The following is a 16,994-nucleotide window of genomic DNA, read 5'->3' as shown; positions in this document are numbered from 1 at the left end:
GCATGGGAGGGAATGAGTCTGCCGCGTTACGAAGTCCGATGTTGCAACGATTGAAACCACCGCACGGCATCTTCCAGCGCCTTGCGCGCGGGACGCGCCGCGTAGCCAAGCTCGCGCTCCGCCTTCGCGCTGGTGAAGAACATCCGTTTCTTGGACATGCGCACTTCTTCCACGGTGGCGATCGGATTCATGCCGGTGAGTCGCGCCCACGCTTCGGACGCATACGCAATCGGCATCACCACTCCATGAGGCAGGCGGACCTTCGGCGGGGATCGTCCAACGATGTCGGCAATTTCCGTCAAGACATCGCGCAGACTCATGTTGTATCCGCCAAGCACGTAGCGCTCACCTGCGACGCCGCGCTCAAAGGCCAGCCAATGCCCTTCGGCAACATCATCCACATGCACGATGTTGAGTCCGGTGTCCACGTAGGCGGGCACGCGGCCCAGCATCGCGTCGCGCACCACGCGTCCCGTCGGCGTGGGCTTGATGTCGTGCGGCCCGATCGGCGTGGAGGGGTTGACGATCACCACCGGCAAGCCGCCCGCGGCGAATTCGTGCGCGACTTCTTCGGCAAGAAACTTGGAGCGCTTGTAGTGTCCGATCATGTCGTCCACCGTCACCGGCGTCGTCTCGTTGCCGGGCGTGCCGTCCTTGGGGATACCCAGCACGGCGACGCTGCTCGTGTAGACGATGCGCGGCACGCCGACCTCTTTGGCGGCCTGCAGGATCGCCCGCGTGCCATCGACGTTGGCACGGTACAAATCGCTCGGATCGGGGGCCCACAGACGGTAATCGGCCGCAACGTGGAAGAGCGCATCGCAGCCGTCGCAAGCTGGGAGCAAGGAAGCAGGCTTGGTGAGGTCGCCCTCGACCACTTCCACGTCGAGCCCTTGCAGATTGCGGCGGTCGGACCCTGCACGGGCCAGCACGCGGACACGATGTCCATCGCGCAGCAAACGACGCGCCACCGCCGAGCCGACGAAGCCGGTGGCCCCGGTTACCAGCGCCCTCACGGCGATGCCGTCCAGGCCGAAACCAGCGGCGCGCATGCAGCGATGGGCCGCCCATTGAAGAAAGTTGGGACTGTCATCGCGAGATTATGGACGAAAATCGCGCGCTACTTCAGCATAATAGCGATACCTGCCCCACCCCTCCCGTTTTGCGTCCAGTCATTCTGCGGTGTACATCCCGTATCACAGTGGCGGCTTTGCGACGTGGGAACTTCCCGCAGTGCCAGCATTCCAAATTCCTGCACTGGGCGGTGTGGCATAATTAGAGCGGCCGAGGCATGCCAATGACCCAATTACACAATGCCACCGTCCCTTTCGTGAGCGACGAGGCCATCACCTACCAGGACGAGATCCTGCCGAAGGTGTCCAGGACCTTTGCGCTGACCATCCCCCAGCTCCCGCCGGAGCTGCGCTGTGCGGTGGCCAACGCTTACCTGCTTTGCCGTGCCGCGGACACCATCGAGGACGAGCCCGCGCTGTCGGCCGAACAGAAGCGCCGGTTCGAAAATGCGTTTGTCGCGGCGGTGACCGGCGAAGCCGATCCGCGGCATGTCGCCGACGAAGTCGCGCCGCTGCTGTCGAACGCCACGCTTGATGCCGAACGCGATCTGATGCGCCGTCTTCCGACGGTGCTGGAAGTGACGCGCAGCCTTTCGCGCACGCAACAGGCTTCCATCGTGAAGTGCCTGAAGATCATGTCGCACGGCATGCACGAATTTCAGCGCAACGCCGGATTGCACGGTCTCAAGACCCTGCACGATCTGGATCGCTACTGCTACTGCGTCGCCGGCGTCGTCGGCGAAATGCTGACGGAGATGTTCGTCGATTTCGAGCCAGCGCTGGTTCCCCATCGCAACACCATGCTTCGCCTTGCCGTCTCGTTCGGACAGGGTCTGCAGATGACGAACATCCTCAAGGACCAGTGGGAAGACCGCGCGCGCGGCGCCTGCTGGTTGCCGCAGGACATGTTCGCGCGCCACGGCGTGAAGCTGATCGATCTCAAGCCCGGCCAGCAGAGCGCCGATTACGCCGCCACCATGTCCGAGCTGGTCGGCATCGCGCACGCGCATCTGCGCAATGCGCTCGACTACACGCTGATGTTCCCCGCCAAGCACGCCGGCGTGCGTCGCTTCTGCCTGTGGGCGATCGGCATGGCCGTGCTCACGCTGCGCAATCTGCAGAACAATCTCGATTTTTCGGCCGGCACGCAGATCAAGATCTCGCGCAAGGCGGTGGCACGCACGATTCTGTTCACGCGCCTGTTCGGCAAGTCCAACGCCGCGCTGCGCTGGCTGTTTGCCTCCACCGCGCGCGGCTTGCCGCTGACCCCGCTGACCGCCGAATGGAGCGAGCCCTCGATGCCTGGGCGCACGTGGCCCAAGCGCTCCATCCCGCATATCGCCGACGTCAACTGGCGCGAGCCGGTCGACGCGCACGAAGTACACCCGCAATGAATTCGTTTACGCCGATTGCCGAGTCCGCTGTCGCGGAAGAACGGCTGCAGCCCTCCGCCACGACGAGCCTCGACGAGGCCATCGAGCGCGGTCGCGCAGCGTTGCTTGCGCACCAGCATAAGGACGGCCATTGGTGCTTCGAGCTGGAGTCGGACTGCACCATCACCGCCGAATACATCCTGATGATGCATTACATGGATGAAATCGACGACGTGCTGCAGGAAAAGATGGCACGCTACCTGCGCGCCACGCAGGTGAAGGACGGGCACGGCGGCTGGCCGCAGTATTACGGTGGCGCGATCGATCTGTCGTGCACCATCAAAGGCTATTACGCGCTCAAGGCTGCGGGCGACGATCCCGCCGCCGAACATATGCGCATTGCGCGCGACGCCATCCTCGCACGGGGCGGCGCGGCGAAAGCCAACGTGTTCACGCGTATCCTGCTTGCGTTGTTTGAACAGGTGCCATGGCGCGCAACGCCTTACGTGCCGGTGGAAATCATGCTGCTGCCGCGCTGGTTTCCGTTTCACATCGACAAGATCTCGTACTGGGCGCGCACCACGCTGGTGCCGCTGACGGTTCTTTGTTCGCTCAAGGCGAAGGCGAAGAATCCGCGCAAGATCAATATTCGCGAATTGTTTGTCACGCCGCCGGAACAGGAGCATCACTACTTCGTTCGCGGCGGCCTGTTGAACCGCACCTTCCTGGTGCTGGACAAGATCGGCCGCTTCGCCGACCGCTTCATGCCCAAGGCAGTGCGTCAACGCGCGGTGCGCAAGGCAGAGGCATGGTTCCTGCCGCGCATGAACGGCGAAGACGGCATCGGCGCGATTTTCCCGCCGATGGTCAACAGCTACGAAGCGATGGAACTGCTCGGTTATCCGAAAGATCACCCCGCGCGCCAGACCTGCCTGCGTTCGATCCAGAAACTGGTCGTGCATCGCGACGATGGCTCGGCGTATTGCCAGCCGTGCGTGTCGCCGGTGTGGGACACCGTGTGGAGCGCGCTGACCCTGATGAACACCAGCGACGACGATGCCACGCAGTCGGCCGTCGTAAAGTCGGTCGACTGGTTGCGGTCGAAGCAGGAAATGGAATTGAAGGGCGACTGGGCTGCGCGCAAACCGGATGCCGTTCCGGGCGGCTGGGCATTCCAGTACAACAATGCGTATTACCCCGATATCGACGACACCGCCGTGGCGGCGGCGCTGTTGCATATCCAGGATCGTCGCCGCGGCGAGTCGGGCCGTCATCGCATCAACACGGATCGCGCTGCCGACTGGATGATCGGCCTGCAGTCGAAGAACGGCGGCTTCGCCGCTTTCGACGCGGACAACACGTACTACTACCTCAACGCGATTCCGTTCGCCGACCACGGTGCGCTGCTCGATCCGCCGACCGAAGACGTTTCCGGCCGCGTGGCCGCATGCCTGGGCGTGCTTGCGCGTCCGCAGGATGCCGAAAGCCTGCGTCGTTGCATCGATTACCTGCGCTCCACCCAGCTCGGCGACGGCAGCTGGTGGGGGCGCTGGGGCAGCAACTACATCTACGGTACGTGGAGCGTGCTCGCAGGCCTCGCCCTGGCCGGCGAGGACTCGCGCCAGCCGTACATCCGCAAGTCGATCGAGTGGCTGCGCTCACGCCAGCACGCCGACGGCGGCTGGGGCGAAACCAACGACAGCTACATCGATCCGGCACTGCGCGGCAGCAATCACGGCGTGAGTACGCCACAGACCACGGCGTGGGCCTTGCTGGCGCAGCTGGCGATGGGCGAAACGCACTCGGATTCGGTACGGCGCGGCATCGCCTATCTGATGGCGAATCAGCAGGCGACTGGCCTCTGGTATCACCCTTCGCATAACGCACCGGGCTTCCCGCGCGTGTATTACCTCAAGTACCACGGGTACACCGCGTATTTCCCGCTGTGGGCCATGGCCCGCTACCGACAGCTTTCGCAGTCGGCCGCCGCTTGAGCGATACGATGGCACCGGGCGCCACCGGCATCGTCGTGGCGCTTGCGTCCGAAGCACGTGCGCTGACGACACATACCGTTCGCCCCGAACGTCTTACACCGCTTTCTGCTGGCGCCGCGTTGTATCTCAGCGGCATGGGTCCCGACGCCGCGCAGCGTGCAGCGCATCGTCTCGCCGATGCCGGCGCCAAGGCGTTGGCGGTGTTCGGTGTCGCAGGCGCACTGGATGCGCGTTTGCGCAACGGCAGCCTGTTTTGCCCTGACCATGTTCTCGATGGTCGCGGTCACGACTACGCCGCAAGTCCATCCTGGCGCACCAGCCTGCAGCAGCGGCTGGCGACAATGCCACGGCCTCTGTACATGAGCGGATCATTGCTTACCGTGCACGAGCCCTTGCTGACGACCTCGGCAAAAACGGCCGCCCATCGGCAGCATGAAGCACTGGCGGTGGATATGGAGAGCGCGGCTGTGGCGGCTGTCGCCAACGAACGCAACCTTCCGTTCGTCGTCCTGCGCGCGATCGTCGACGAAGTGGGCGACACGATCCCCACGGCGTTGAACCATAGCGTCGATGCCTGGGGCCGCCCACGCGCCTTGGGGCTGATCGCGGCGCTATGCCGTCATCCGGCGCTGCTGGCCGAGCTGCCCCGACTATACTCACGCATGCAACGCGCCACGCTCGCGCTGCGCGCCGCCGCCAAGGCGACGGGGCCGGCGCTGGGCTGGTCTTCGTCATGATTTTTTATATCGCCACCGCGGCGATGCCCCATAGGAGAACCTGCTGATGTCCCTGCGTCGTCGTATTGGAACGTTCCTGGTCGCTGCGACCTGTGCCCTCGTGAGCGTGGCCGCATCCGCGCACGCGATCCTGGTCGACAGCACGCCCAAGGCGAACGGCACCGTGCCGGCCGGCCATGTGCAGTTTGTGCTCAAGTACAACAGCAAGATCGACCAGCACCGTTCGCTGCTTACGCTGGTCAAGCCCGACCAGAGCCAGAGCGTGCTGACCATCGACACGCACGGCAAGAGCAACGAACTGGATACGAGCACCGATCTCGCGCCGGGCTCGTATACGCTGCGCTGGCAGGCGCTGGCGCTGGACGGCCACCTCACGCGCGGCGATCTGCCGTTTACCGTGACGGCCAAGCCATAAGTGCCCTGCAGGACCTGGAACACTTCAATGATCCAGTCCTACACGCGTCATTCCGGCCTGCGCTGGAATGACGCATTCATAACCGCAACTGCCTGAGCGATTCCTCGTGGAACTACTCGTCGACATCTTCGGCTACCTCAGCATCATCCTGCACGGCCTCGTCATCGTCGCGCAGTCGATGACGCTGGGCGGTGTGCTGTTCCTGGTTTTCCTGCTGCGCCCATTGATGAAGGTGCTTCCGCAGGGTGCCGACCTGGAGCGGCGCATCGCACGGCTCACCATTTTCAGCGCGATCGGCCTCGCTATCACGGAAACCGCCGGCACCGGGCTGCAAGTGGCCGTGCTGATGTCTACCGTCGACCTGTCTTTCTTCGACGTGATGCAGGCGCCGTTCGCCCTCTGCGGCACCATCAAGGTGATCTGCGCGCTGGCGCTGATTCCGTGTCTGGGCAGGCGCATGTCCAGCGGTCCGCTCGCCGCGGTGTTGCCGTTGCTGATCGGCGCGATCGAACTGACCGCAGCCACGTTCACCACGCATGCCTATGCACGGCTGGACAACAATGTGCTGCTGCTGTTCGTGGAAGGCCTGCATCAATTCGGTGCGGCGATCTGGATCGGCGCGATTCCGTGCTTCGTCCTCGCACTGAGCAAATTGCACGACGCACAGAGCTGGCGCCTGATCGGCCCGGGCTTTTCTCGCATGTCGATGATCGGCGTGGCGAGCATCGTGATTTCGGGCGCCATCATGTCGGTGTTCTACATCGGCAGCGTGCCCGGCTTCTATGGCACGGCGTATGGCGTGATGGTGGGTGCCAAGATCGCGATGTTCCTCGCGCTGTTGCTGTTCGGCCTGGGCAATCTGCTGGTGACCGAACGGTTGCGCAGGAATGAAGAGACCTCGGTGGTTCGCCTGCGTCGCTTCGCCGAAGTGGAGATCGGCATCGGCTTCACCATCTTCTTCGCGGCCGCCTCGTTGACCTCGGTGCCGCCTGCCGTCGACCTCACCACCGATCGCGTCACGCTGCACGAAATCGCCGTGCGCAATGCACCGGTATGGCCGCGCTTCACGTCGCCCGATCACGATCAGCTGGCGATTTCGGAAATGCAGTCGCAGCTCAATCAGGAAGCAGCGCAGCGCGGCCAAGCCGCCGCGCAGGCCAACGTGCCGGGTTCGGGCGTGCTGCCGCCGCGCAACGCCGACGACATCGCGTGGTCGGAATACAACCATCACTGGGCCGGCATCTTCGTCCTGCTGATCGGTTTGCTGGCGTTGCTCAATCGTGCAGGCGTGGGATGGCTCAAGCACTGGCCGCTGTTGTTCCTGCTGATGGCGGGCTTCCTGCTGGTGCGTTCGGACCCGGAAGTGTGGCCAATGGGCAGCGAGGGCTTCTGGATCGCCTGGCGCGACGTGGAGGTCGCGCAGCATCGCTTCTTCGTGCTGCTCATCGTCCTGTTCGGCGTCTTCGAATGGGCCGTGCGCACGGGACGCCTGCGCAGCCCCAAGGCAGCGCTGGTGTTTCCGCTGCTGGTGTCGGTGGGCGGCGCGATGTTGCTCACGCACAGCCATCAGATTTCCAACGTAAAGGATCAGCTGCTGATCGAGCTCACGCACACGCCGCTGGCGTTGGCTGGAGTGTCCGCGGGTTGGGCGCGCTGGCTGGAACTGCGCCTGCCCGGACGCGGCGGACGGATCGCCGGCTGGGCCTGGCCGATCTGTTTCATGCTGGTCGGCGTGATCCTGCTCTGGTATCGCGAAGCGTGAAAACGGTTTCCTCCCCTGCGAGCAGGGGAGGATTTCGCGCGGAATACCTGCTTTTGCGGCGAATCGCTCGGCCAAAGCAGGGTCGGAATGTTAAAGTTGGGGGATCACGCCGCGAGCTTTTCCGGTCGCGGGCGAACCAAGATCGTCATTGCCCCGCTCCCTGCCCGGACTCCGCATGAGCCTGACTTCCCCCACGGTTTCCTCTTTCGACGCCCGCGTGCCCGCCTACCTGCAGCGGCTGGAGCGCGCGATGGACGCCCTGCTGCCGTCCGCCGGCACCGATCCCGCCCGTCTGCACGAAGCGATGCGCTACGCCTGCGAAGGTGGCAAGCACCTGCGCGCGCTGATGGTGTATGCCTGCGGCGAAACGCTGGGTATGGCTGCCGAAAAACTCGACGCAGCCGCTTGCGCGGTGGAACTCATCCACGCCTATTCGCTGGTGCACGACGACATGCCCGGCATGGACAACGACGATCTGCGTCGCGGTCGCCCGACGGTGCACAAGGCTTACGACGTCGCTACTGCGATTTTGGTCGGCGACGCCTTGCAGACGCTCGCCTTCGAGGCGCTGGCCAAAAACAACGCGCTCGACGCCGAACAGAAAGTGCAGATGATCACGGCGCTCGCTCATGCATCCGGTTCGCTGGGCATGGTCGGCGGCCAGGCCGTGGACATGGCGTCGGAAAATCTCACTCTGACGCTGGCACAACTGGAATCGCTGCACGCGCGCAAGACGGGCGCATTGATTCTCGTCACCTGCCAGCTCGCCGGCATTGCCGCGCATGCATCGGATGCGGTTCGCCACACGCTGGATCGTTACGGCAAGTGCATCGGCCTCGCGTTCCAGATTCAGGACGACGTACTGGATCAGATCGCCGACACCGCCACGCTCGGCAAGACCGCGGGCAAGGATCTGGCGCAGCACAAATCCACCTTCCCCTCGCTGCTCGGCCTTGAACAGGCGCAGCATCGCGCGAACGCTTTGTTTGACGAAGCACGCGACGCGGCACGCAGCATTTCAAGCGATGCCGAACCGCTGGCGTGGCTCGCCGATTTCATTCAACAGCGCAATCACTGAGCCTCTTAGAACCTGAGATCGCTCAGGCCGGACGCACATCGTGCAACTGCCAGTGCGCGCCGATCAGCCAGTTGAGGCGTCGGCGCAGAATGCTCATGGGCAGATCGGTAATCACATCCACTTCGGTGTGAAGATCCACCGCTTTCGCGGTGACCTTGGCGAGCTGATCGGTGATGCCCAGACGCTCATCCACCTCATCCGGGTCGGGCTGCATCGCGCGCCAGCGCTGAAACAGCATCGGGCTGTACAAGGCTTCGTGCAGAGCCGCCGCGAAGTCGTTGGGACCGGCGCCGGCATAGCTCAATTCGGATTGCGCACCGCGGGCATGCGCAAGATCGGCGATCTGAATGTAGTAGTGACAGCGGCTGGCCATATCCCCTCCCTTTGTTAGCTGACCGTATGTGCGAGGCGCCGATATGCCGGCGCATCCTTCCTTTCAAAAATCGATCGCGCCCGGCTCCAGCAAACTGGAAGCACGCTCCGGCGCCAGTCCGTGAGGAAGGATACCCAGACAGGGCGCCGGCAACAGTGCGCGAAGCGTATCGATATTTTCCTCGACGGCATCCATGTGGGTATCGATGCGGTTGCCGATCCAGCCGACCAGGCGACATCCGTCCGCCACGATCGCTTCGGCGGTGAGCAGCGCGTGGCTGAGGCAACCCAGTCGCAGTCCGACCACCAGCACCACCGGCAGCGACAATGACCTGGCGATATCCGACGCGAACAGGTTCGGTGCCAAGGGTACGCGCCAGCCGCCCACTCCTTCGACCACCACCGTGTCGTAACGATCGGCCAGATGATGAAACGCCGCATGCACTACCGGCAACGCGATGGTCACGCCTTCATGCTTGGCCGCAAGATGGGGCGACAACGGTTCGTGCAGGGCGACGGGATTGATCTCCTCGTAGGAAGGCGCAGGTGCGCTGCCGGCCGCCAGCAACGCCAATGCATCCTCGTTGCGCAGACCTTGCGGCGTTTCCACACAACCGCTCGCCACCGGCTTCATGCCGCACACGCTTCGCCCCGTTGCGCGCAAGGCATGCAGCAGCGTGCAGGCTGTGTGCGTTTTGCCGATGCCGGTGTCGGTGCCGGCGACGAATAGCGAACGACTCATGCAACGCTTTCCTTGGCGCGCCGTGCCCATCTCCCCGCGATCCAGTACATCGGCGAGATCAGCATGTAGATGAATCCGGGCAGCGGTGCCCACGCAGGTGTTTCGGGAATCAGCAACGTCGCGCACAACGAAAGCAATGCCACGCACAGGGAGCCCGACTGCGTATACATCACCTCACGCGCCTCGATCCGCTCCGGATGTTGCAGATGCACTTTGCGCAGACTGTGGCGATAAAGACAAACCAGACATCCGGCCATGCACGCATACGCCAAGGCATAGCAAAGATAGAGCGCCTTCACGTCGTGCACGCTGGTGATTGTCGGCGAACCCGACAGCTCCTGATGCGCGAGAGCTTCGTAGAGGCTGCTGAACATCGCCTGGAACAACATGTTGAGCGGATAGACGAAGATCAACGCAAAGAACACCAGCATCAGGCTGAGCATCATGCTGGTCGTATCGTGCAGGCGGAAGCGGTCACGCCAGCGTACGTGCCGGTGCCAGAAGATCATCAGCGTGGCGAAACTGCACGCGAAGGCCGGAATCCGGTCCAGTGCCGACATCAGATCATGGAGGCTATGCGGCACCTCGGCGCCGGCGATGGCCAGCACGCTTACCGCAAAGGCGAAGGCGGCATCGATGAAGCCGTCCAGCCGATGTGCCTCCACGCGCCCGACATGCGAATCGTGCTGCTGGTCGTTCATTGTGCGTGCTCCCCTTGTGCCGAGACACAAGACGTCCCATCTTGCTATATCAGTCTGAAGCAATCGAGCCATCCCGTCATGTTTGAGATCAAGAACGGCCACGCGGCAAACAAATCCGGGCACTACGCCGACCTGGCCGAACAGGCCCGGGGCATGCTGGCCGGGGAACCCAGCCTGGTCGCCAATGCGGCCAATTTTTCGGCGCTGGTCTTTAACAGCCTGCCCGATCTTAACTGGGCCGGGTTCTACCTCTATGACGGCACGGAACTGGTGGTGGGACCGTTTCAGGGCAAGCCGGCATGCATCCGCATCGCGCTCGGGCGAGGCGTATGCGGCACCGCGGCGCAGACGCGCCAGACGCAGGTGGTGCGCGATGTGAACAGCTTCGACGGTCACATCGCCTGCGATGCCGCCTCGCAATCGGAAATCGTGGTGCCGCTGGTCAACGCCGATGGCAGCCTGCTCGGCGTGTGGGACGTGGACAGCCCCTCGATCGCCCGCTTCGACGACGACGATCGCGCCGGCATGGAAGCGCTGTGCAAGGTGTTCATGGAAGCAGTGGCCGCTTCGCGCTGACGTTCCATTTCATGTGCGACCGGTGAAGCGCAGCGCTCACGCGTCGCCGCGGCCTTCGCCGTGCAGCATGCGCATCACCGCATCGCGCGCTTCTTCCACACCTGTCCCCTCGGACGAGGAAAAGATCTGCGCCGTCACCGGCGTGCTCGCATCCAATTGCTTGCGCACCGCAGCCAGCGCCTGCTGGGCCTGGTTGCGAGAAAGCTTGTCCGCCTTGGTCAGCAACACGTGACAGGGCAGAAGGGTCCCGAAGCAGAATTCCAGCATCATCCTGTCGAACTCTTTCATGGGATGGCGGATATCCGCTATCAGCACCACGCCGCGCAGGCTGCGGCGCTGGTGCAGATAGGCATCGATCTCATGCCGCCAGTGTTCGCGCAGGGCCTCGGGAACCTTGGCGTAGCCGTAGCCGGGAAGGTCGATCAGGCGTACCGGGGCTGCCTGCGACATTTCGTCATGCACGGTCACCGGCAAGGAAAAGGCCACCATCTGCTGGGTGCGACCGGGCGTCTTGGAGGTGCGCGCAAGCGCTTTTTGTCCCGTCAATGCATTCAATGCGCTGGACTTTCCGGCATTGGAACGTCCGGCGAACGCAACCTCCGCGCCTTCGTCGGCAGGTAGTTGATGAATGCGATGGGCGGCGAGCACGAATTGTGCACCCTGCAGCGGATTGGCAGACATATAGGCGATTTGACCGGCTAAGATGGCGTGGGGATAATTTCGAGGTTCTGCCAGTCGCGGTACGCAGAGGGTTCGCCCCATACGTCCATAGCAGCATTTCCTGGAGGCAAGTGTATGAGTTTTCGGCTCGCCGGTTTTCGGCCCGCTGTCGTGAATGCAGTAGCCCTGGTCTTCGCTTTGTCTGCCGGCGTCGTCTTTGCGCAGAATGCCAAGGGCCAGGCGGCCCAGAAAACTCCCCCGGCTCCGGCCGCCGCCTCCACCGCTGCAAAACCCGCCGCCAGCAGCGCACCTGCCGCCGCCGCGCCTGCAAGCGACGCCGACAGCATGGCTGCCGCCAAGCCGGGCGATGCCACCGTCGGCCAGGGCAAGGCCGCAGCCTGCGGCGCGTGCCACGGCGTGGACGGCAACTCCACCGATCCGCAGTATCCCAAGCTCGCCGGCCAGCACGAGATGTACATCGCGCACCAGCTGCACAACTTCAAGTCCGGCTCGCGCCAGAACGCGATCATGATGGGCATGGCCACGCCGTTGTCCAATCAGGACATGCACGATATCGGCGCGTACTTCGCCAGCAAGCGCTCGTTGCCCGGCGTGGCCGACCAGACGGTGGTGGCGCAGGGCGAAAAACTCTATCGCGAAGGCGACACCGCGCGCGGCATTCCTGCCTGCATGGCCTGCCACAGCATCGATGGCCGAGGCAATCCGGGCGCGATGTATCCGCAGCTCACCAGCCAGCACGCGCAGTACATCGAAGCCAAGCTGAAAGACTTCCACGACGGCGTCATCTGGGGCAACGAGCCGCATGCGCAGATCATGCCGACCATCGCCAAGAAACTCGACCCGCAGGACATCGCCGCCGTCGCCAGCTACATCGAAGGCCTGCATGCAACCGACGGCAGTGCCCCCGCGACGGCCTCGCCGTAACTTCAGGCCGTCGATGTTGTCCAAGGTTTTTCCGTATTCCCCACCCCGAGGCTGATCATGTTGAAGCGTTTGTCTTTCCTTGGCGTCGCGCTGATCGCGCTCGCCGCCTGCAGTCACAACGGTTCTGACAACACTGCTTCGCCTCAGCCGGCCCCTGCGCAATCCTCGGCGCCGGCTGCGCCGGCATCGGCAGCGAAGCCGGCACCGGCTGCCACCACGCCCGCACCCGCTGCAGCCTCGACCGCCGCCGCAGCCGCCAGCAGCACTGCGACGCCGCCAGCAGCCAGCACGACCGCTCAGAAAGCCACCACCTCTACGCCGGCTGAGCCGTTCGTCGACAACGGCAAGTGGGTCGAGGGCAAGAACTACTTCACCATCGAACCCGCGCAGCCCACCGGCATTCCGGACAGGATCGTGGTGACCGAGGCGTTCTCCTACGCCTGCCCGGCCTGCAATGCGTTCCACACCACGGCCGATCAGCTGGCGCAGAACCTGCCTTCGAATGCGGTGATGACCTATCTGCCGGTTTCGTTCCGCCCCGACGAAAACTTCCCGCTGTTCCAGCGCGCGTATTTCGCCGCGAAAGCGCTGGGCGTGGCCGACAAGACGTATGACGCGATGTTCGATGCGATTTGGAAGAGCGGCGAGCTGGCGTCGGACGACCTCAATACCGGCCGACCGAAGCCGCAGTCCGCATGGCCCACCATCGATGATGTCGCGAAGTTCTATGCCAAGCACGGCGTCGATCCCAAGGAATTCGTCGCTGTCGCCAACTCCTTCAGCATCAACACGCAGATGAAGCGCGCCGATGACATGGTGAAGGCGTACGGCGTGGACGCCACGCCCACGATCATCGTCAACGGCAAATACCGCTTCACGCCCGGCGACGCGGGCGGCTATGGACAGTCGATCGAGCTGGCCAAATGGCTCGTCGCCAAAGAAGCCGCCGGCAAGTAATACCGATGACCCAGCGCCCGGTTCGCCGGGCGCTTTTTATTTGACGTATTGACGGCGACACAGGTGTCGTCATCGCGCAGGAAAAACCATGTTCAAGACCGCCCGCTTCCGTTTGCTCGCCCTGCTCTGCGGCCTCGCCGTGACGAGTGCATGCAGCGCATCTCCCTCCGATGCCGCGGCTCCGGCATCCTTTACAGATGGCGTCGAGTACGTCTCGCTGCCCGCGCCTTACCACCGCGCGAGCGACAGCGGCAAGATCGAAGTGGTGGAAGTGTTCTCGTACGCATGCATTCACTGCGCCGAGTTCTCGCCGTACGTCGACGAACTGCGCAAATCGCTGCCCAAGGGTGTGGAGTTCAAGCTGGTGCCGGCGCCATTCAACGACAGCTGGGTGCCGTTCGCACGCGCTTACTACGCGGCCAAGAAACTCGGCATCGTCGATCAGACGCACGACGCGCTCTTCGACGCCAAGTTCAAGCAACAATACCCCATCAATTCGATGGAAGAGATCGCCAACTTCTACGCCATCCACGGTGCGAACAAGGGCCAGTTCCTGACCATTGCCAATTCGCCTGAAGTGGACGCGCAGATCAAGAAAGATCTTCAGCTGATCCAGACCTGGGGCGTGGACGGTACGCCGACCATCGTTGTCGATGGCAAATACCGCAGCTACAACATCAAGGACTTCCCGCAGTTGGTCGCCCTCACCAAGTGGCTGGTCCAGCAGGAACTGAACGCCAAGGGCCATTAATATCGGGCGGTGCGGCTTTTTCACATCTGCCGCACCGCCAGCATGTAACTTAGTCCCAATGACCCGCGCCGGATCCTCCACCAAGCATCGGCTGCGCCTGTTGAGCTGTAACATTCTGGCCGGCGCCAGCGTGCAGCATTACCGGCAATACGTCACGCGCAGCATCAATGCGATGCTGCCCGGACGCAGCAAGCTGGATAACCTCGATCAACTCGCGGCATTGCTTCCGCAGTTCGACGTGATCGGCCTGCAGGAAGCCGACGCGGGCAGTCTGCGCTCGGGGTTTCTCAACCAGACGCGTTACCTTGCCGAAACTTCCGGCATGCCGTTCTGGAGTCACCAACCCAACCGTCCGGTCGCGCAGATTTCCCATACGGCCAACGGCCTGATCTGCCGGCTCGAACCGCAAGTGGTGATCGACTACCCGCTCCCCAGTCGCATTCCAGGCCGTGGTGCGTTGCTGGCGCGTTTCGGCGATGACGCCAATGGATTGGCCGTGATGATCGCGCACCTTTCCTTAAGCGCGCAGGCACGCGGGAAACAGCTCGGCTTCATCGCGGAAGTTCTGCAGGATTATCCGCATGCGGTGTTGATGGGCGACCTCAACACCGATGCGCACAGCAGCGAAATGCGGCATCTATTCACACGTTGCAACCTGCAGCCACCGGTGCACCCCGTGCCGACCTTTCCAAGCTGGAAGCCGCGCCGCGCGCTCGATCACATCCTGGTCTCGCCGGATATCAAAATCGAAAAAGTATGGACGTTGCCGCAAGCCTTTTCCGATCACCTCGCGCTGGCTGCGGAAATCCAGTTGCCCTCGCACTCCATCAAATTATCCCGATGACAACCCGACGATTGATCCCCGTTCTCCTGCCGTGGCTTCTGCTCGCCGTGGTGGGCCTGTCCGCGGCATGGCTGCGCTTCGACTTCATCGAGCCGCCCGCACTCGCGCATCTTTGCGACGAGGGCAATGCCAACGTGCCTGCATCGTGCAGCTTTCGCGCCGCCGTCGTCATGGGATTCAACACTTACGGCTTCGGCATCGCCGCGCTCATCGCGATGCTGGTGGCACTGTTCTCGAAGAAACCGGCCATCGCGTGGCTGGGGGCAGCGCTCGGCCTGTTCGCCTTGATCATGTATTGCTATTACGCCGGCGCGGTCGCATTGCTGGTCGGCTGTCTACGCCTTGTGCGTCTGCAGGCCAACGGCATGGCGATGCCAGTTGATGTAGATGGGCAAGGCAATCACCAGGTTCAGGCCAAGCCATAACCAGGCCACCTTGTTCATGCCCACCTCCTGGACCACCGGCACGACCGCAAGCACGGGACCGGCGCAGGCAAGAAAACGCTGCTCGACCGACGGCATGACGTGTTCGCGTGTCAGCAATCCGAACACGGCATAGCCGATGCACGGCAACGCGAACAGGCCCATCGGGAAATCGAGATAGCGCCCGTCGAACGCCATCAGGATGTCGTAAAGCACCATGGCGAACAGCGAGCCGAAACGCCACCACGGCGCAGGCTCCGTGTCGTCGAAGCGATCGGCGAAATGTGCCGCGATGCGTCGGGCCAATGCAGCCGCCACGACGATCGCCAGCGCCAGCGTCACGGACGACAATACCCATTCCCATAACGGACCGCAGGCGTACATCATCTTTCGAACCTGCCACGCCACAGCGGTACCGGCGGCAAAACCCGAAAGTATCAGCGCAAGCCAGCCGCGCACGCCGTGCCATCGATGCGGCCAGAAACCCACGACGGTGAACACGGCAACGCCGATCGCACCGGCAATCCAGCCCCACCACCAGAACGGCTCTTCCGTGACGGGGCCAAGCATCGAGAACTTCGGACGCGCATCGGAATCGAAGATGCCCCAGTAGCCCCCGACCGTGCCTTCCTGCGCGCGCTTCCACGGTTGATCGAACGCTTCGATCACGTTGTACGGCATGTGCATCTGTGCCGCGTAACGAAGGAACTCGCGCAGGTAACGCGCCTCGTTCACCACGCTGGGCTCCGCCGTGCGACGCAGACGTCCTGCGCTGGGCCAGCCGGTTTCGCCGATCATCAGCTGCTTGCCGGGAAACGTGTGCTGCACGCGCGCGTACACATCCTCGACATGATGTATGGCATCGATGGTGTTGACCGGATTGTCTTCCCAATACGGCAGGATGTGGATGGTGATGAAATCCACCGAGCTCGCCAACTGCGGATAACGCAACCAGCGCTCCCACACGTCGGCATAGGTAATCGGTATCGATGCCGGCGTCGCGGCACGCACGGTGCGGATGTATTCGGCCAGGCGCTTGGGCGACACTTCGCCGCGCAGCAGCACTTCATTGCCGACCACGATGCCGCGAATGGTTTTCGGATTGGCATTGGCGGTGGCGATACCCATCGCCACTTCCTTGTCGTTTTCCTTGCTGATGCCACCGATCCAGATGCCCATCAACACCTGCATGTGATAGCGCGCGGCAATCGCCGGCACGGCGCTGAGGCCGTTGCCCTGCGAATACGTGCGCACGCAATCGAAGCGTTGCGACAACGAGCGCAAATCTTCATCGATACGTTCCGGCGTGATGACGAACTTCGCGTTGTACGGCGTTTCGCCGGGCTTGCGGAACGGCGCGTACGACACACAGGCGATGCGCGCCGACGGCGCATCGGGCAGATCCACCGGCCGTCCCACGTTCCACCACCAGAAGCCGCCGGTCAGCGCGGTCAGCACCAGCAAAAACCAGGCGAATGCGTAGGAAACGACGCTGTTGGAAGGTGACGACATGCGGGTCCTGTAGGTGCGGCACGCTCAAGCGCGCAAGCTTAGCAGCCTGCATCAAGCCGGGATCGGACGAACGATCACCG

Annotated in this window: 18 protein-coding genes; 12 read left to right on the top strand and 6 right to left on the bottom strand. The window is 63.2% G+C overall.

Translation table 11 applies throughout. The features are described 5' to 3' along the window. Positions 1–26: 26 nt before the first annotated feature. Positions 27–1,052 (bottom strand): hopanoid-associated sugar epimerase, encoded by a 1,026-nt coding sequence (hpnA, locus tag DWU99_RS11985; RefSeq protein ID WP_115478299.1) that lies wholly within the window; start codon positions 1,050–1,052, stop codon positions 27–29. 245 nt (positions 1,053–1,297) lie between these two features. On the opposite strand from hpnA, the gene DWU99_RS11980 reads away from it, so the two are divergent. The 6 genes from DWU99_RS11980 to DWU99_RS11955 all read left to right on the top strand — a co-directional run bounded on the left by DWU99_RS11980 (position 1,298) and on the right by DWU99_RS11955 (position 8,432). Next, positions 1,298–2,467, top strand: a complete 1,170-nt coding sequence (locus DWU99_RS11980) for a phytoene/squalene synthase family protein (RefSeq protein WP_115478298.1) — start codon at positions 1,298–1,300, stop codon at positions 2,465–2,467. Beyond that, positions 2,464–4,440 (top strand): squalene--hopene cyclase, encoded by a 1,977-nt coding sequence (shc, locus tag DWU99_RS11975; RefSeq protein ID WP_115478297.1) that lies wholly within the window; start codon positions 2,464–2,466, stop codon positions 4,438–4,440. Before DWU99_RS11980 ends, shc begins: the two co-directional genes overlap by 4 nt. Next, positions 4,437–5,177, top strand: a complete 741-nt coding sequence (locus DWU99_RS11970; protein ID WP_233511072.1) for a phosphorylase family protein — start codon at positions 4,437–4,439, stop codon at positions 5,175–5,177. Before shc ends, DWU99_RS11970 begins: the two co-directional genes overlap by 4 nt. A 46-nt stretch (positions 5,178–5,223) precedes the next feature. After that, positions 5,224–5,592: a copper resistance CopC family protein gene (locus tag DWU99_RS11965; RefSeq protein WP_115478295.1), complete on the top strand. Its 369-nt coding sequence runs from the start codon at positions 5,224–5,226 to the stop codon at positions 5,590–5,592. A gap of 106 nt (positions 5,593–5,698) precedes the next feature. Beyond that, a complete protein-coding gene (locus tag DWU99_RS11960) occupies positions 5,699–7,354 on the top strand; it encodes a copper resistance D family protein (RefSeq protein WP_115478294.1) in 1,656 nt (551 codons plus the stop codon). 175 nt (positions 7,355–7,529) lie between these two features. Continuing rightward, the gene (locus DWU99_RS11955; protein ID WP_115478293.1) at positions 7,530–8,432 is read left to right on the top strand and encodes a polyprenyl synthetase family protein; all 903 of its coding nucleotides are present in this window, start codon (positions 7,530–7,532) and stop codon (positions 8,430–8,432) included. A 22-nt stretch (positions 8,433–8,454) separates the two neighbouring features. On the opposite strand, the gene DWU99_RS11950 is transcribed toward DWU99_RS11955, so the two are convergent. The 3 genes from DWU99_RS11950 to DWU99_RS11940 all read right to left on the bottom strand — a co-directional run bounded on the left by DWU99_RS11950 (position 8,455) and on the right by DWU99_RS11940 (position 10,247). Beyond that, a complete protein-coding gene (locus tag DWU99_RS11950; protein WP_115478292.1) occupies positions 8,455–8,805 on the bottom strand; it encodes a hypothetical protein in 351 nt (116 codons plus the stop codon). A 63-nt stretch (positions 8,806–8,868) separates the two neighbouring features. Continuing rightward, positions 8,869–9,546: a dethiobiotin synthase gene (gene bioD, locus DWU99_RS11945; RefSeq protein WP_115478291.1), complete on the bottom strand. Its 678-nt coding sequence runs from the start codon at positions 9,544–9,546 to the stop codon at positions 8,869–8,871. After that, the gene (locus DWU99_RS11940) at positions 9,543–10,247 is read right to left on the bottom strand and encodes a TMEM175 family protein (RefSeq protein WP_158543279.1); all 705 of its coding nucleotides are present in this window, start codon (positions 10,245–10,247) and stop codon (positions 9,543–9,545) included. The genes bioD and DWU99_RS11940 overlap by 4 nt, the downstream gene beginning before the upstream one ends. Positions 10,248–10,325: 78 nt before the next feature. Between DWU99_RS11940 and DWU99_RS11935 the strand changes: the two genes are divergently transcribed. Beyond that, entirely contained in the window at positions 10,326–10,823 is a 498-nt protein-coding gene (locus DWU99_RS11935) for a GAF domain-containing protein (protein WP_115478289.1), read from the top strand. 36 nt (positions 10,824–10,859) lie between these two features. Here the strand turns inward: DWU99_RS11935 and yihA are convergent, their stop codons facing one another. After that, positions 10,860–11,504, bottom strand: a complete 645-nt coding sequence (yihA, locus tag DWU99_RS11930; protein ID WP_115478288.1) for a ribosome biogenesis GTP-binding protein YihA/YsxC — start codon at positions 11,502–11,504, stop codon at positions 10,860–10,862. 114 nt (positions 11,505–11,618) lie between these two features. On the opposite strand from yihA, the gene DWU99_RS11925 reads away from it, so the two are divergent. From DWU99_RS11925 to DWU99_RS20805, 5 genes are all read left to right on the top strand, one after another. Further along, positions 11,619–12,428: a c-type cytochrome gene (locus DWU99_RS11925; RefSeq protein WP_115478287.1), complete on the top strand. Its 810-nt coding sequence runs from the start codon at positions 11,619–11,621 to the stop codon at positions 12,426–12,428. A gap of 57 nt (positions 12,429–12,485) precedes the next feature. Beyond that, positions 12,486–13,385: a thiol:disulfide interchange protein DsbA/DsbL gene (locus DWU99_RS11920; protein ID WP_115478286.1), complete on the top strand. Its 900-nt coding sequence runs from the start codon at positions 12,486–12,488 to the stop codon at positions 13,383–13,385. Positions 13,386–13,473: 88 nt separating this feature from the next. After that, a complete protein-coding gene (locus tag DWU99_RS11915; RefSeq protein ID WP_115478285.1) occupies positions 13,474–14,136 on the top strand; it encodes a thiol:disulfide interchange protein DsbA/DsbL in 663 nt (220 codons plus the stop codon). A gap of 58 nt (positions 14,137–14,194) precedes the next feature. After that, entirely contained in the window at positions 14,195–14,980 is a 786-nt protein-coding gene (locus DWU99_RS11910; RefSeq protein WP_115478284.1) for an endonuclease/exonuclease/phosphatase family protein, read from the top strand. After that, positions 14,977–15,405, top strand: a complete 429-nt coding sequence (locus tag DWU99_RS20805) for a hypothetical protein (RefSeq protein WP_147292920.1) — start codon at positions 14,977–14,979, stop codon at positions 15,403–15,405. Before DWU99_RS11910 ends, DWU99_RS20805 begins: the two co-directional genes overlap by 4 nt. On the opposite strand, the gene DWU99_RS11905 is transcribed toward DWU99_RS20805, so the two are convergent. Next, on the bottom strand, positions 15,316–16,914 hold the full coding sequence (locus tag DWU99_RS11905; protein ID WP_115478283.1) for a glycoside hydrolase family 17 protein: 1,599 nt from the start codon (positions 16,912–16,914) through the stop codon (positions 15,316–15,318). The two genes, DWU99_RS20805 and DWU99_RS11905, sit on opposite strands and share 90 nt — an antisense overlap. Positions 16,915–16,994: the final 80 nt, after the last annotated feature.

Source organism: Dyella psychrodurans, assembly GCF_003363265.1.
Lineage (GTDB): Bacteria > Pseudomonadota > Gammaproteobacteria > Xanthomonadales > Rhodanobacteraceae > Dyella_B > Dyella_B psychrodurans.
This window is presented reverse-complemented; position numbering and strand designations above follow the sequence as displayed.

Excerpts from the sequence above, each read along its gene's own strand:
- hpnA (WP_115478299.1), bottom strand. The coding sequence starts at position 1,052 with ATGCGCGCCGCTGGTTTCGGCCTGGACGGCATCGCCGTGAGGGCGCTG.
- DWU99_RS11980 (WP_115478298.1), top strand. The coding sequence starts at position 1,298 with ATGACCCAATTACACAATGCCACCGTCCCTTTCGTGAGCGACGAGGCC.
- shc (WP_115478297.1), top strand. The coding sequence starts at position 2,464 with ATGAATTCGTTTACGCCGATTGCCGAGTCCGCTGTCGCGGAAGAACGG.
- DWU99_RS11965 (WP_115478295.1), top strand. The coding sequence starts at position 5,224 with ATGTCCCTGCGTCGTCGTATTGGAACGTTCCTGGTCGCTGCGACCTGT.
- DWU99_RS11955 (WP_115478293.1), top strand. The coding sequence starts at position 7,530 with ATGAGCCTGACTTCCCCCACGGTTTCCTCTTTCGACGCCCGCGTGCCC.
- DWU99_RS11950 (WP_115478292.1), bottom strand. The coding sequence starts at position 8,805 with ATGGCCAGCCGCTGTCACTACTACATTCAGATCGCCGATCTTGCGCAT.
- bioD (WP_115478291.1), bottom strand. The coding sequence starts at position 9,546 with ATGAGTCGTTCGCTATTCGTCGCCGGCACCGACACCGGCATCGGCAAA.
- DWU99_RS11940 (WP_158543279.1), bottom strand. The coding sequence starts at position 10,247 with ATGAACGACCAGCAGCACGATTCGCATGTCGGGCGCGTGGAGGCACAT.
- DWU99_RS11935 (WP_115478289.1), top strand. The coding sequence starts at position 10,326 with ATGTTTGAGATCAAGAACGGCCACGCGGCAAACAAATCCGGGCACTAC.
- yihA (WP_115478288.1), bottom strand. The coding sequence starts at position 11,504 with ATGTCTGCCAATCCGCTGCAGGGTGCACAATTCGTGCTCGCCGCCCAT.
- DWU99_RS11925 (WP_115478287.1), top strand. The coding sequence starts at position 11,619 with ATGAGTTTTCGGCTCGCCGGTTTTCGGCCCGCTGTCGTGAATGCAGTA.
- DWU99_RS11920 (WP_115478286.1), top strand. The coding sequence starts at position 12,486 with ATGTTGAAGCGTTTGTCTTTCCTTGGCGTCGCGCTGATCGCGCTCGCC.
- DWU99_RS11915 (WP_115478285.1), top strand. The coding sequence starts at position 13,474 with ATGTTCAAGACCGCCCGCTTCCGTTTGCTCGCCCTGCTCTGCGGCCTC.
- DWU99_RS11910 (WP_115478284.1), top strand. The coding sequence starts at position 14,195 with ATGACCCGCGCCGGATCCTCCACCAAGCATCGGCTGCGCCTGTTGAGC.
- DWU99_RS20805 (WP_147292920.1), top strand. The coding sequence starts at position 14,977 with ATGACAACCCGACGATTGATCCCCGTTCTCCTGCCGTGGCTTCTGCTC.
- DWU99_RS11905 (WP_115478283.1), bottom strand. The coding sequence starts at position 16,914 with ATGTCGTCACCTTCCAACAGCGTCGTTTCCTACGCATTCGCCTGGTTT.